This is a genomic window from Bombilactobacillus sp. ESL1187, from assembly GCF_058107155.1.
Window position 1 is genome coordinate 891,212 of record NZ_JBYLTZ010000001.1, and the last position, 13,820, is coordinate 905,031.

Below are 13,820 nucleotides of genomic sequence, written 5' to 3' on the forward strand. Positions count from 1 at the left end.
TTTGAAAACTGAATATTATGAGAAGAAAGACACCGAGAATCGAGAGATTCGAAGAAAGTAAGAAACAGTAGTAATTAAGGTTAAGATAATAAGGGCGCACGGTGGATGCCTAGGTACTAGGAGCCGAAGAAGGACGCAACGAACAGCGAAATGCTCCGGGGAGTTGTAAGTAAACGAAGATCCGGAGATATCCGAATGGGGGAACCCGGCTAAGGTAAAACTTAGTCACACTGCGACGAAAGTTGTAAGTGAGGAAGACGTGGTGAACTGAAACATCTAAGTAGCCATAGGAAGAGAAAGAAAAATCGATTTCCTGAGTAGCGGCGAGCGAAACGGAAAGAGCCCAAACCAGAGAGCATGCTCTTTGGGGTTGTAGGACTGGGACGTGAGATAGTCGAAGATAGCTGAATCAGTTGGGAAGCTGAACCAGAGATAGTGATAGTCTAGTAGGCGAAATCAGAGACACTCTACCAGTATCCTGAGTACGGCGGGGCACGTGAAACCCCGTCGGAAGCAGGGAGGACCATCTCCCAAGGCTAAATACTCCCTAGTGACCGATAGAGAACAAGTACCGTGAGGGAAAGGTGAAAAGCACCCCGGAAGGGGAGTGAAATAGATCCTGAAACCGTGTGCCTACAAGTAGTCAGAGCTCGTTAAAGAGTGATGGCGTGCCTTTTGTAGAATGAACCGGCGAGTTACGATTGCGTGCGAGGTTAAGTTGAGAAGACGGAGCCGCAGCGAAAGCGAGTCTGAATAGGGCGAAAGAGAGTACGTAGTCGTAGACCCGAAACCAAGTGACCTACCCATGTCCAGGTTGAAGGTGCGGTAAAACGCACTGGAGGACCGAACCCACGTAAGTTGAAAATTGCGGGGATGAGGTGTGGGTAGCGGTGAAATTCCAAACGAACTTGGAGATAGCTGGTTCTCTCCGAAATAGCTTTAGGGCTAGCCTCGGAGAAGAGGATCTTGGAGGTAGAGCACTGTTTGGACTAGGGGCCCAACATGGGTTACTGAATTCAGATAAACTCCGAATGCCAAAGATCTTTCTCCGGGAGTCAGACGGTGAGTGATAAGATCCATCGTCGAAAGGGGAACAGCCCAGATCACCAGTTAAGGTCCCAAAATCCATACTAAGTGGAAAAGGAAGTGGAACTGCACAGACAACTAGGATGTTGGCTTAGAAGCAGCAACTCATTTAAAGAGTGCGTAATAGCTCACTAGTCGAGTGGTTCTGCGCCGAAAATGTACCGGGGCTAAGTATGGTACCGAAACTGTGGATGTGCATCGAAAGATGTACGTGGTAGGAGAGCGTTGTAAGCACGAAGAAGCCAGATCGAGAGGACTGGTGGAGAGCTTAGAAGTGAGAATGCCGGTATGAGTAGCGAAAGACCAGTGAGAATCTGGTCCACCGGATGACTAAGGTTTCCTGGGGAAGGCTCGTCCGCCCAGGGTTAGTCGGGACCTAAGATGAGGCCGAGAGGCGTAATCGATGGAAAACAGGTTGAGATTCCTGTACTGTTCAGTGTTGTTTGAACGATGGAGGGACGCAGGAGATGAATTGTGAGCATGCAGCTGGAAAAGCATGTCTAAGCAGCGAGTCTGGATATGAGTCAAATGCTTATAACCGCGAAGGATGAGTTGTGATAGGGAGCGAAATTAAAGTAGCGAAGCACAATAGTCACACTGCCGAGAAAAGCTTCTAGTGAGACACTGAATACCCGTACCGCAAACCGACACAGGTAGTCAAGGAGAGAATCCTAAGGTGAGCGAGAGAACTATCGTTAAGGAACTCGGCAAAATAGCCCCGTAACTTTGGAAGAAGGGGTGCTGGTGTAAGAGCCAGCCGCAGTGAAAAGGCCCAAACAACTGTTTATCAAAAACACAGGTCTCTGCAAAATCGTAAGATGACGTATAGGGGCTGACGCCTGCCCGGTGCTGGAAGGTTAAGAGGATGAGTTAGACTTCGGTCGAAGCCCAGAATTGAAGCCCCAGTAAACGGCGGCCGTAACTATAACGGTCCTAAGGTAGCGAAATTCCTTGTCGGGTAAGTTCCGACCCGCACGAAAGGCGTAATGATTTGGGCACTGTCTCAACGATAGACTCGGTGAAATTATAATACCCGTGAAGATGCAGGTTACCCGCGACAGGACGGAAAGACCCCATGGAGCTTTACTGTAGCTTGATATTGAGTTTTTGTGTAACATGTACAGGATAGGTAGGAGCCGTAGAGATCGGTACGCTAGTATCGAAGGAGGCGCTGGTGGGATACTACCCTTGTTATATGAAAGCTCTAACCCGCGCCGTTGAAGCACGGCGGGAGACAGTGTCAGGTGGGCAGTTTGACTGGGGCGGTCGCCTCCTAAACAGTAACGGAGGCGCCCAAAGGTTCCCTCAGAATGGTTGGAAATCATTCGTAGAGTGTAAAGGTAGAAGGGAGCTTGACTGCGAGACAGACAAGTCGAGCAGGGACGAAAGTCGGGCTTAATGATCCGGTGGCACCGTATGGAAGGGCCATCGCTCAACGGACAAAAGCTACCCTGGGGATAACAGGCTTATCTCCCCCAAGAGTTCACATCGACGGGGAGGTTTGGCACCTCGATGTCGGCTCATCGCATCCTGGGGCTGTAGTCGGTCCCAAGGGTTGGGCTGTTCGCCCATTAAAGCGGTACGCGAGCTGGGTTCAGAACGTCGTGAGACAGTTCGGTCCCTATCCGTCGCGGGCGTAGGAAATTTGAGAGGATCTGTCCTTAGTACGAGAGGACCGGGATGGACATACCACTGGTGTACCAGTTGTCTTGCCAAAGGCATAGCTGGGTAGCTAAGTATGGAAGGGATAAACGCTGAAAGCATCTAAGTGTGAAACCCACCTCAAGATGAGATTTCCCATTCAGTAATGAAGTAAGACCCCTCAAAGAAGATGAGGTAGATAGGTTGCGAGTGGAAGTGTAGTGATACATGGAGCTGAGCAATACTAATCGGTCGAGGGCTTAACCAAGGGTGTCGAGTAAGAACATAATATTCAGTTTTGAGAGGACTAAGGTTCTTTCAGAAGGTAAGAAGAGAGCAAGTGTGGTGGCGATAGCGAGGAGGAAACACCTGGAATCATGCCGAACACAGAAGTTAAGCTTCTCAGCGCCGAAAGTAGTTGGTGGGAAACTACCTGCGAGGATAGGTCGTTGCCATGCTGTTTAAAAAAGATTATCATTTTAATAATGATAATCTTTTTTTGTGTCTTTAAAAAGAATGGGATGAGTACTGATTATGGCTTACAAACAACAACGACGAATAGTTGACGTCGGATTATTAGCGGGAAAAATTATGATTGAATCCGGAGCAGAAATGCATCGTGCCCAGGATACAATGCAACGAATTTTGCTAAAGGGTGGAATTGAACACCCGGAGATTTATACGACGCCGACGGGAATTTTTTTAAGCGCTGATCGTTTGACTAATACAAGAATGGTGCAAATTAACCACGAAACGACTAATTTATATAAAGTGACGGAAGTTAATTCATTATCACGTCAATTTGTGGCTGAACAATTAACTTTAGAGCAATTAGAACAAGGGTTACAGCAAATTGAGCGGTCGATGTTAGATTTTCCATTGTGGTTAAAAGCAGCTGGCGCTTTTTTGTTGAGTTGCACCTTGATGATTTTATTTGTGGGCGAATATGATTGGGTTGATTTTGTGCCTGCAGGAATTGTAGGAATGATTGGTTATTTAATTGATTATTTTGTCAAACAATGGATTGATATTAGTTTTATCAGTACTTTTTTAGCAGCAACCACTATTGCGCTTTTAGCCGTTGTGCTTCAAAAAATTCACTGTGTAAATAATTTAAACTACTTAATTATTGGTGCTGTGATGCCCTTAGTGCCAGGAGTATCGTTAACGAATGCACTGCGCGACCTGATGGCACGGCACTTAATATCAGGGTTAGCTCGAATGGGTTCGGCGATTTTGAGTGCAATGGCGATTGGCGGCGGTATCGCAATGGTACTGAGATTCTTTTAAAGAAAGGAGTTTCGTATATGATACTAAATGCGATTCAAATTATTATTCAAATTACATTTAGCTTTGTCGGCACCATTGGATATGCACTCTGTATTAATATTCCGCGCACAGCGCTCATTACTAGTGGTGTTTGTGGATCATTAGGCTGGATGATTTATTGGATTTTAAGTAATTTTGTGAAATCAGGTAAAGTATTCGCTAACTTAATTGCGGCACTAATGATTGGAATTGTTAGTTATTTATGTGCGCGTTATAAAAAGATGCCCGTGAGTCTATTTAATATACCAGCGTTGGTGCCACTAGTTCCTGGAGCAACCGCATATCAAGCTGTACGAGCACTGGTTTTTGGACAAATCTTCGAAGGGCTGCATTTAACAGTGCTAGTCATTTTAATTATTGGGGCAATTGCAATGGGCTATATCTTAGCCCAATTAATTGTAGATCTTGCATTTCGGCGTTATTCATGATAAATTGATGATATGCGATGAGTCGAGTGATCACTTTTTAGTGATGATTCTGGGAATGTCGATTGTTATTAATAACAATAGCCAGCGGATATGGTGACATTTTTATCATTAGATGTGAACTGATGATAAATATTACTTGAAGTAATATCCCTTTAAAAAAGCCATAACAAAAGTTATGGCTTTTTTTCATTATTAAAATTAAATTGATTCAAGATATTTTCACGAATAATGTTTCGAACTTGTTGGTTAGCTAATAAACTGGAATGCTCACTATCGTCACCAGTGACGGTGGCCTGTGTGTATTTAGCGACCGTATTTTGAAAAATATATTTACCCGCTTCGACACTTTGATAAGGTACAGTGCCATCATCTTGATAATTTTTAGTGCCCGCAATGGAATCGACAATTAAATTCTTGGGTAATTGTTGGCGGTGCTGGTGTAATTGGTGGAAAATTGCGGTTTGATTTTTGATATTGGATTCTAAAGAATTGTAGGGCGTACCAATGGTAATTAAATGATTGATGCGCAAAGCGTTTTGATTAAAATATTTTTCTAAATACCACGTCCAAATTAAGCCGCCGTTAGAGTGACCGACGGCAGAGAAGTTGTTAAAGTTATAATTAGCAGTTAAATAATTGATAGCTAATTTGAGCCAGTAAGTTTGCTTTTTAATATTCTGGTATCCGTCAGCGTTATTTTGAAAAGCAATCACAATAAAAGGTTGTTTATCATGAGCAGTAATTTTACCCGTCACATGCAAGTGATTGTTCGTCCGCACCGTAATTTTGACAATACTATGTCTTTTTTTAGGGGTATTATATTGCTTTAATAAATCATCAAAGCGATTTTGTGAAGCAGAACTGCCAGGGATAAAGATCACCGGGGATAGTGTTGAATTGTGGAACGCTTTTTCACTATAAACAGCCTGCTTCATTTGAAAATAGGCAGGAATACTGCTGAGGACAAAGATCAAGAGAATAATTTTAATCCATAGTGATTTTTTCATGGGCAACCTCCGCTTTCACAAATGGCAAATAAATTAAAGTGGAACTAAGGATGGCTAAAAGAGTCGCGAACAAAGCTGCCCAGTTGCCATTGGTTCCTAAAAAGTTCCAAAGAAAAGTTGGGGTGCCGGCAAAAATTTGGTAAATGGCAGGTGACGCCCATTTCAAATTAATGAAACAGTAACCAATCAACATGCTGACTAAAGGACTCACAATAAAGGGAATTAGGAAGCGATAATTGAATAAGACTGGTAGTTTAATGAGTAATGGGGCGTTCAGTCCAAACATGCTGGGAATCAAATTTTCGAGCACGATTTGGTAGCGATGATAATACAAAAGCGCAAAAATTAACCCCAAACAGCACCCAATTCCTCCTAAAAAGGCATAGCTAGTATAAAGCGAATGGGTATTCAATGGATAAGGCAAACTTTGATGTGATAAAGCAGCACTCAAATTGGCAGTAGCTGCGGGTGAGTTGATGGCTTGACTTTTAGCATTAAAGGGATTGATGAGCCCGAGCCAACTGCCCAGACAACGAATAATTGTCAGAAAAAATAAACTGAGTGGTTGAATTTTTTGAACATTAGTGGAAATACCAGGAATATTATTGAACCAACTCAAAGGGTTTAACCAATTTAAGCTATAGCCTAAAATAATAGCCACAGTAATAATCAAGGTGGGACAGTGGAGACGACTTAAAATTAAGGAACTCATCAAACTAATAATAATCACCAATAAAATCGGTGGTTGATTCAGATAAAGATTGGTATCATGGTTTAAACAAGTTAAAATAATTACTAAGCAAGTGCAGCAATGTGTGACTAAAGATGCTTGCGACTGGAATTTTTGTGAAATAAGATAGCTAAGTAGTAATAAAATACCGAACTCCAATAAATTATTTAAATTTAGGAATAAGGGTAAATAGTGACTGAGGTTCGGTAAATGTAAGAGATGACGTAAAAAACCATTCGGGTTTATAACGCTACTAGTGATGAGATGTGAATAAGCATCAACTAGGACAAAGGGATAGATCCAAGTTAAGATTTGTTGTCCTTGTTGTTTAATATTTAATAAATGAATGTTCAATCTAAATGCTCCTCTTCAAAAGATTGTGGCTAGATGTTAGTAACTATGACTTAATCCAAAAACGGAAAGGAATTCTTCGATGGCAAATGAACAGCAACGGTGGTTATTAATTATGAATGTAATTTTTAATCTCGTTATGGGCTTTATTTTACCAGTGAATACTATTTTTATAACGAAATATTTACACGAATCAATGATTACTGCTGGTTGGGTCCTAATGATCTATTCCTTAGTGATGATGCTGGGTAATGCTTTGGGCGGTTATTTGTTTGATCGGTTTTCGCATACGAAAACGTTGTGCTGTGGCTATTTATTAGCGGCACTCGGTTTTGTGATTATGGCGGTTAATCATCAGTGGCCCTTGTATCCTATTTGGTTAGTGATCGTAGGCTTAGGCATGGGCATTAGTTATACGGCGGTGAACTCATATACGGCGGTGGCAGCTCAGCAAAGTCATGCGCCCCAAAGGGTTTTTAATGCAATGTATTTGGCGGCTAATGTCGGAATTGCCATTGGTTCCATGCTGGTGAGTGTGATTTTTCAAAGTAGTATTTTTTTAACTTTCTTTTTGCCAGCATTGTGTTTTGGCTTGTGTTTGGTAATTGTGTTTTGGCGTGGTTCGATCTTGGATGGCGTTCAACAGGTCCAGCATGCAAACTACCACGCTCCTTCAACTAATAATGGGCACACTAACCAGTTAAAGTCCCAACATTTGAGGTTGAATTTGATACTTTTATGCTTAGCCACTTTAATTGTCTGGTTAGGTTACTCACAGTGGGATAGCAATATGTCCTTATATATGTTAGATCGGCATTTAACAATGCACCAGTATAGTTTATTATTTAGTATTAACGCGGCGTCACTGATTATTATTCAGCCCTTGATGAATCAAATCATGACGCATTTGTTTCAATCCTTAAAATTTCAGATTGGTACGGGATTATTGATTATGGCGGGGTCATTTTTATTGTTACCTAATGCGACACATTATAGTCAATATGTGTGGAGCATGTTATTACTAACCATTGGAGAATCAGTTACGTTCCCCACCATTCCTGCCTTACTCAATAAATTTGCGAACGCGGATAACCAAGGACGCTATCAAAGCTTTTATGTCATCTTTGGTTCATTAGGACGGGCTGTCGGTCCTTATTTAGGCAGTCTATTGGCAACTCAATGGACTTTTAATAATCTATTTTTATTGATTTTTATTACGATTACATTAGCTGCCATGGGCGTTTTTTTAGTAAAGGAGGTCCGATAAATGTTTAAGAAAAAATTAGCCGGTGTAACAGTTTTAGGAACAGTTCCTTTACTAATCGGAAAAGTCTTGTTTGAATATGTACAGCGTCGTGACAGTTCAGCGTTAAAAACGCAACCACCACAATATGCATCCACTAACCAAGCCATTAAATGGGCCCAACAGTTTGAACAATTACCACATCGCACAGTCCAGTTAGTAGCCCATGATGGCTGGACGTTAACGGGCTTTTTGACCAGTAATCCCCAAAACTTAGGAACGGTTTTAATTGTTCATGGTTTTGGGGTGGATCATCATTCATTAGATAAAATTGGTGGTTTATTTTATCAATTGGGCTATAACGTTTTACAACCTGATAATCGCGCTGCGGGTTTAAGTGGAGGTGATTATTTAAGTTATGGTTATTTGGAAAAATACGATGTGCAGTTGTGGCTGCAGTGGCTACAACAACAATCTCAATTACAGGCACCTTTGATTTTATTTGGGGCGTCGATGGGAGCAGCGACTGTTTTACAGAGTTTGGCTTTATCTTTGCCGCCACAATTAGCTGGCGTGATTGCTGATTCTAGTTACACTAATGCCCAGGCTATTAGTGAGTATACTATTCATCGTCAGTTTAAGTTGCCTAGTAAAGCCATAACCCAGTTGATTTCATTATGGTCGAAAGTTAAGTTTGGTGCCAGTTATGCGCAAATTGATGTTCGACCAGCATTGCAGCAAACGAAAGTCCCGGTTTTGCTAATTCGTGGTTTAAAAGATACGACAGTGCCCCCACAAATGTCAGCTCAATTAATGCAAGGAGTAACTTCAGCAGTGCAATTGGTGGACTTTGTTGATGGGAGCCATATTCGTTCCATTGAAAGTGATCCGCAGCGTTACGCACAAGTGATTCAACAATTCTGTGCACAGGTCACGGTCAAAAATAAGTTTGAAGCTGGTCAGTGATTAATGACCAGCTTTTTTACTGCAAAAATCTTGAAAGTGGCGGCCCCAAATATCTAAGTCCAAAACTTTGCCTTGATTATTGGCTACGGCCGGTAAGTGACCCCAACGTTGGAAATTATTTTTACTAAATAAATGTTCACTGGCTAAGTTGGCACTAAAAATATAGGCAACAACTGTTTTTATATGCAAACTTTTTAATTGCGGAAAAATAAAATCTAGGGTGGCTTGGCCGAGACCTTGATGTTGTGCATTCTTATCTAAATAAATACTGATTTCACTGGTAGTTTGATAAGCAGCCCGACCATAAAAATCGGATAAGCTAGCCCAGCCCACAATTTGTTGCTTTTGTAAAATAACCCATAACGGACGTAGGGGATTTTGTTGATGTTCTAAAAACCAGCTTTGGCGTTGGGCGACAGTAACGGGTTCTAAATCGGCGGTAATCGTTTGGATAGGAATACTTTGGTTATAAATGGTAACGATGGTACTTAAATCTGGCAGCGTCGCTAAACGAAAAGTTGCTGGCATTAAAAAAATCTCCTCATAATTAATCTTAATAAAAGTGATTATAGTAGTTTTAAACGCGTAACTCAAGTGTTTGGTTCGTGTTGGTCGGGTTGCTGATTATTTTTACATTAATAATAATTATAAAAATAGCCACAACATCTCATTTACTTTTAATTAAAAAGAGAGTAAACTCAACACAACTAAACGGCTACAAAATTTAAGGGAGAAGAGATGGGAGCAATGAAGTTACCAAAGATGTTGCTGGGTGGTGGCATGACCTTGACGGCGGCTGTATTAATGGTAGGCTGTGGTTCCAAACAGGCTCAAGCGCCCACTAATGAAGTGCGGATTATGTCCAAAGACCTGTTAGCAACCATGGATACTTCCATGATGACTGATATTTTGAGCGCGCAAGCGGCACAGAATACCATGGCAGGTTTATATCGTTATAATGGTAAGACTATCGAACCAGAATTATCCACTAAAGTGGTTAAGCCAACCAATAACGGTTTAACTTATACCTTTCCATTACGCAAGAACGCTAAATGGAGCAATGGCGATCCAGTAGTGGCTAACGATTTTGTTAATTCTTGGCGGCGGACGGTTAATCCCCAAACTAAATCTCAATACGCTTATATCTATGAGGGGATTGCTAACGCCAAGGCGATTACTGCCGGGAAAAAACCAGTGGATTCTTTGGGGGTTAAAGCCTTAGATGCACATACTTTACAGGTTACTCTAGAGAAGCCAATTCCATATTTTAATGAATTATTAACGGGCTCGCAATTTTATCCGCAGAATCCGCGGGCCACTAAAAAGTGGGGGAAGAAGTATGGAACCAATTCGAAGACTTTAGTTTTCGATGGACCCTACAAATTGCAGAATTGGAGTAATTCCGATAATACGTGGACTGAAGTTAAGAATAATACTTATTGGAATGCCAAGCACGTTAAGGTCAAAACTTTGAAATACCAAGTCGTCAAAGATGCTTCGACTGCGTTGAATTTGTATCAATCGGATAAGTTGGACCGTGCGGAATTGAGTGGCGATACTTCTAAACAAATGAAGAATTCCAAGGGTTATAGCGTCCAAAAGCAAAATTCGACTGATTATATTGAACTCAACCAGAAGAAGTTGCCGATGTTCAAGAATCAAAAAATTCGGCAAGCTTTATCCTTTGCAATTGACCGCAAACAATTGACGAAAAAAGTTTTGGGTAATGGAACTTCAGTAGCTACTTCTGTAACGGCTGCCGATATGGCTTATGATCCTAAGGATCAATCGAAAGATTTTGTCAGTGAAACGAGTGGCACTGGTAAAGCCTATACCAAATATGATTTGGCTAAAGCTAAGCAGTTATGGAAACAAGGATTACAAGAAAGTGGTCAAACCAAGAAAAAATTTAATTTGGTTTTGTTAAGTGACGATACGGATATTGCCAAACAACAAAGTGAATTTTTACAAAGTCAATTACAAAAATTACCAGGTTTGAAAGTTACATTGAATAATGTACCGTATAAGAGTCGACTCAGTCGCTCAGTGAGTGGAGACTTTGATATGGTCATTACGCAATGGAATGCAGATTTTCCAGATCCGATTAATTTCTTAACCTTATTTATGACTAATAATTCTTATAATAGTGGTAAGTGGAGTAATCCACAGTATGACGCTTTATTGAATAAGAGCATGAATGAAGATGCCAATAATGTCACCGCACGTTGGAACGATATGAAAGCAGCGCAAGATATCATTAATGAACAACAAGGTGTCATTCCGCTATATCAAAATGGTCAAGCCTTTATGACGAAATCTAGAATTAAGAACCTGGAATTGAATCCGGACAATATGTATAACATGACTAACGTCCGTCTGAAAAAGTAGTTGAAGAATGTTTGATAGAATCTTCAAGTGTGTCGAAAGACACCTTTAATGAAGATTCTATTTTTTTTACTTTCCGCATCAAATGAAACGAAATATCAAAGTTTAATCCCTTTTTTGGAAATTCTGTCCCACTTTTGAAACAATTATCCGACAATTACTTTTGTTGTGTCGTTTCTGCAACACTTCAACCGTTCTTGTAGTGGTTCTTTGCCTAAATTTTGGTTAATATACAATTGTCAACTGAGAGAAGTTCTCTCATCTGATCATAATTGTAGAACATTGTAACTTAAGACCTCTTATTAGGAGGTTGTTACAATGAAAACATTTTTAAGTCTTTTAAGCGTTTTAGCATTAAACGCTTCTGTGGTTTTTACTAATCCTGCTGGTTACTCCCCTAGTGCCGCAGCTGATGATGTAAAAACTGAAACAATGAGTGCTGTAAACCCCATATCAAATAATAAAAAACAGCAACCCATTCAAGTTAAGTCGGAATTAGCCAGTACTCCCCATACTGGTAGTTCTCTTAACTACTTCCCCAAAGATACTACTAGTCAAATGAATCAAAGTTCTCCCCAGAACAATGAATCAAAACAAACGGTACCTTCCCCCCAAGCAGATACCGCAAAGACCCCAACGTTGAGTGGTCAGCAAAGTAGTGATACTACTAATGCCATCGCGTTTAACAATGTTAAGTTTCCAATCGGAGATTTCCACGGCAATGGAAATGTTCCCGGAGACGGACATATTTATCGTTGGGATGACGCACCAGTTGATAATTGGTTTTTACTAGAGCGTTCAACACCGCAAGCAAACATGGTCTGGAAGTTACAAGTAGGTTCTACAATTTCGGCAAATAATCAGACATATCATGTATATTCCATTTTAAATGGAGTGAGTCATAGTGACCCACGGCCGATGGAAGCTTTAAAGAGCAATGGTGGGATTTTAATTCAAACATGTGAACAACCAGTTTACAATTCCCCGTTAACCTTTGTGCTCGCTAAATAAATAATTGTAGATAAAAATAAAAGCCTTATCGTTTCTATGATGAACGATAAGGCTTTTTGTCTGCAATTAATCTAGGAATAAAGTCGTATAATCATGGTAAAATGAAAACGGTCAACTAATTTTGGAGTAAAGAGGTTAGATAATTAATGGTGCAAGATACAAAATTGCCACAAGGTTTCTTGTGGGGTGGGGCGACAGCAGATTTTCAATATGAAGGTGGTTTTAATGAAGGTGGTCGTGGCATCTTATCACGTGATTATGAAACTGCCGGTTCCAAAGCCCACCCGCGACATCACACGCTGCAAGATGCTCAGGGCAATTTGCTTCAACCCAAAAGTTCCTTTTTTGACGCTGATTCGGTGCCTGCAGATGCCCAACCAGTATTTTTAGAGCAGCAATATTATCCTAGTCATCAAGCGGTCGACTTTTATCATCATTATCAAGAGGATATTAAGCTGATGGCTGGCATGGGCTTTAATGTTTTTCGCTTTTCGATTTGTTGGAGTCGAATTTTTCCAACGGGTGAAGAAGATCAACCGAATCCAGCGGGTTTAAAATTTTATGATGACGTCATTAATGAATTAACCAAATATCAGATGGAACCGTTAATTACGATTTGTCACGATGAATTACCAATGAATTTGGCACAAAAATATAATGGCTGGGCGTCTACCAAAGTGATTGATTACTATGTTAAATATGCGCGCACATTATTTGAGGCTTTTGGGGATCGCTGTCGTTACTGGTTAACCTTTAATGAAATTAATGCGGTCCGTGGCTTTGGTCCAACGGGTGTGCGACAAGCCAGTGGTCAACAACGTTATCAAGCAGCTCATAATATGTTTGTCGCTTCTGCGAAAGCAGTTCAATTAGGGCATCAACTCATGCCCCAAAGTCAATTTGGGGCCATGTATGCCATGAGCGGTCTTTATCCAGCTACTTGTAAACCAGAGGATGTCTTCTGGCAGCTGCAAGAACGGCGTGAAAATTGGTATTTTATAGATGTGATGAGTCGGGGCTATTATCCTAACTATGCTCCCGAAGTTTGGCAGCATCACGGTTTTCAGCACTTGGACATTACTGCGGCAGATCGCAAAATTTTACAAGCGGGACAATTAGACTACATCGCTTTTAGTTATTATCGTTCAAATACGACGCAAGCTCAGGATCAATGGTTTAATGTTGGCGGTCATTCCAATCCCTATTTACCAACTACACCTTGGGGTTGGCCCGTTGATCCGTTGGGGTTAAGGTATTGTATGAATGAAATCTATGATCGCCTGCAAAAGCCCATCTTTATTGTAGAAAATGGATTAGGAGCGGAGGATCAAGTTGATGAACATGGTTATGTGGCCGATGATTACCGAATTGATTATCTGAAACAACACCTAACTGCGATGGCCGCGGCAATTAATATTGATCATGTGCCATGTCTGGGATATACGATGTGGGGCCCAATTGATTTAGTTTCGCTGTCCACAGGTGAAATGAAAAAACGTTACGGTCTAATTTATGTGGATATGGATGATCAGGGCCGAGGAACTTTAAACAGAACCCCTAAAAAGTCCTATTATTGGCTGAAAAAGATTATTGCAACTAATGGTGCAGCCTTGACTGAATAATAGCTGTCCTTAATAAAAAAA

Annotated in this window: 10 protein-coding genes and 2 rRNA genes; 9 read left to right on the forward strand and 3 right to left on the reverse strand. The window is 41.0% G+C overall.

What is annotated here, in order from left to right; all coding sequences use genetic code 11:
* Positions 1-78: 78 nt before the first annotated feature.
* From AC3B5B_RS04380 to AC3B5B_RS04395, 4 genes are all read left to right on the forward strand, one after another.
* Positions 79-2,995: ribosomal RNA gene (locus AC3B5B_RS04380) — 23S ribosomal RNA — on the forward strand.
* A gap of 73 nt (positions 2,996-3,068) precedes the next feature.
* A 5S ribosomal RNA gene (rrf, locus tag AC3B5B_RS04385) occupies positions 3,069-3,185 on the forward strand.
* Between the two features lie 76 nt (positions 3,186-3,261).
* Entirely contained in the window at positions 3,262-4,017 is a 756-nt protein-coding gene (locus AC3B5B_RS04390; RefSeq protein ID WP_489769408.1) for a threonine/serine exporter family protein, read from the forward strand.
* A gap of 17 nt (positions 4,018-4,034) precedes the next feature.
* A complete protein-coding gene (locus AC3B5B_RS04395) occupies positions 4,035-4,484 on the forward strand; it encodes a threonine/serine exporter family protein (protein WP_489756808.1) in 450 nt (149 codons plus the stop codon).
* A 173-nt stretch (positions 4,485-4,657) separates the two neighbouring features.
* Here AC3B5B_RS04395 and AC3B5B_RS04400 read toward each other — a convergent pair whose 3' ends face one another.
* Positions 4,658-5,491 (reverse strand): alpha/beta hydrolase, encoded by an 834-nt coding sequence (locus tag AC3B5B_RS04400; RefSeq protein WP_489769409.1) that lies wholly within the window; start codon positions 5,489-5,491, stop codon positions 4,658-4,660.
* Positions 5,469-6,575 carry a hypothetical protein gene (locus AC3B5B_RS04405; protein WP_489769410.1) on the reverse strand — a complete coding sequence of 369 codons (1,107 nt, stop codon included), beginning with the start codon at positions 6,573-6,575 and terminating at the stop codon, positions 5,469-5,471. Before AC3B5B_RS04405 ends, AC3B5B_RS04400 begins: the two co-directional genes overlap by 23 nt.
* Positions 6,576-6,654: 79 nt before the next feature.
* Here AC3B5B_RS04405 and AC3B5B_RS04410 point away from each other — a divergent pair, with 79 nt between their 5' ends.
* On the forward strand, positions 6,655-7,839 hold the full coding sequence (locus AC3B5B_RS04410) for an MFS transporter (RefSeq protein ID WP_489769411.1): 1,185 nt from the start codon (positions 6,655-6,657) through the stop codon (positions 7,837-7,839).
* Positions 7,840-8,781, forward strand: coding sequence for an alpha/beta hydrolase (locus AC3B5B_RS04415; RefSeq protein WP_489756804.1), 942 nt, complete (start codon positions 7,840-7,842; stop codon positions 8,779-8,781).
* Here AC3B5B_RS04415 and AC3B5B_RS04420 read toward each other — a convergent pair whose 3' ends face one another.
* Entirely contained in the window at positions 8,782-9,309 is a 528-nt protein-coding gene (locus AC3B5B_RS04420; protein WP_489756803.1) for a GNAT family N-acetyltransferase, read from the reverse strand.
* A 219-nt stretch (positions 9,310-9,528) separates the two neighbouring features.
* Here AC3B5B_RS04420 and AC3B5B_RS04425 point away from each other — a divergent pair, with 219 nt between their 5' ends.
* From AC3B5B_RS04425 to AC3B5B_RS04435, 3 genes are all read left to right on the forward strand, one after another.
* Entirely contained in the window at positions 9,529-11,169 is a 1,641-nt protein-coding gene (locus tag AC3B5B_RS04425) for a peptide ABC transporter substrate-binding protein (RefSeq protein ID WP_489756802.1), read from the forward strand.
* Positions 11,170-11,484: 315 nt separating this feature from the next.
* A complete protein-coding gene (locus tag AC3B5B_RS04430; RefSeq protein ID WP_489756795.1) occupies positions 11,485-12,177 on the forward strand; it encodes a hypothetical protein in 693 nt (230 codons plus the stop codon).
* Between the two features lie 146 nt (positions 12,178-12,323).
* Positions 12,324-13,799, forward strand: a complete 1,476-nt coding sequence (locus AC3B5B_RS04435) for a glycoside hydrolase family 1 protein (protein WP_489756801.1) — start codon at positions 12,324-12,326, stop codon at positions 13,797-13,799.
* Positions 13,800-13,820: the final 21 nt, after the last annotated feature.

Excerpts from the sequence above, each read along its gene's own strand:
- AC3B5B_RS04390 (WP_489769408.1), top strand. The coding sequence starts at position 3,262 with ATGGCTTACAAACAACAACGACGAATAGTTGACGTCGGATTATTAGCG.
- AC3B5B_RS04395 (WP_489756808.1), top strand. The coding sequence starts at position 4,035 with ATGATACTAAATGCGATTCAAATTATTATTCAAATTACATTTAGCTTT.
- AC3B5B_RS04400 (WP_489769409.1), bottom strand. The coding sequence starts at position 5,491 with ATGAAAAAATCACTATGGATTAAAATTATTCTCTTGATCTTTGTCCTC.
- AC3B5B_RS04410 (WP_489769411.1), top strand. The coding sequence starts at position 6,655 with ATGGCAAATGAACAGCAACGGTGGTTATTAATTATGAATGTAATTTTT.
- AC3B5B_RS04415 (WP_489756804.1), top strand. The coding sequence starts at position 7,840 with ATGTTTAAGAAAAAATTAGCCGGTGTAACAGTTTTAGGAACAGTTCCT.
- AC3B5B_RS04420 (WP_489756803.1), bottom strand. The coding sequence starts at position 9,309 with ATGCCAGCAACTTTTCGTTTAGCGACGCTGCCAGATTTAAGTACCATC.
- AC3B5B_RS04425 (WP_489756802.1), top strand. The coding sequence starts at position 9,529 with ATGAAGTTACCAAAGATGTTGCTGGGTGGTGGCATGACCTTGACGGCG.
- AC3B5B_RS04430 (WP_489756795.1), top strand. The coding sequence starts at position 11,485 with ATGAAAACATTTTTAAGTCTTTTAAGCGTTTTAGCATTAAACGCTTCT.
- AC3B5B_RS04435 (WP_489756801.1), top strand. The coding sequence starts at position 12,324 with ATGGTGCAAGATACAAAATTGCCACAAGGTTTCTTGTGGGGTGGGGCG.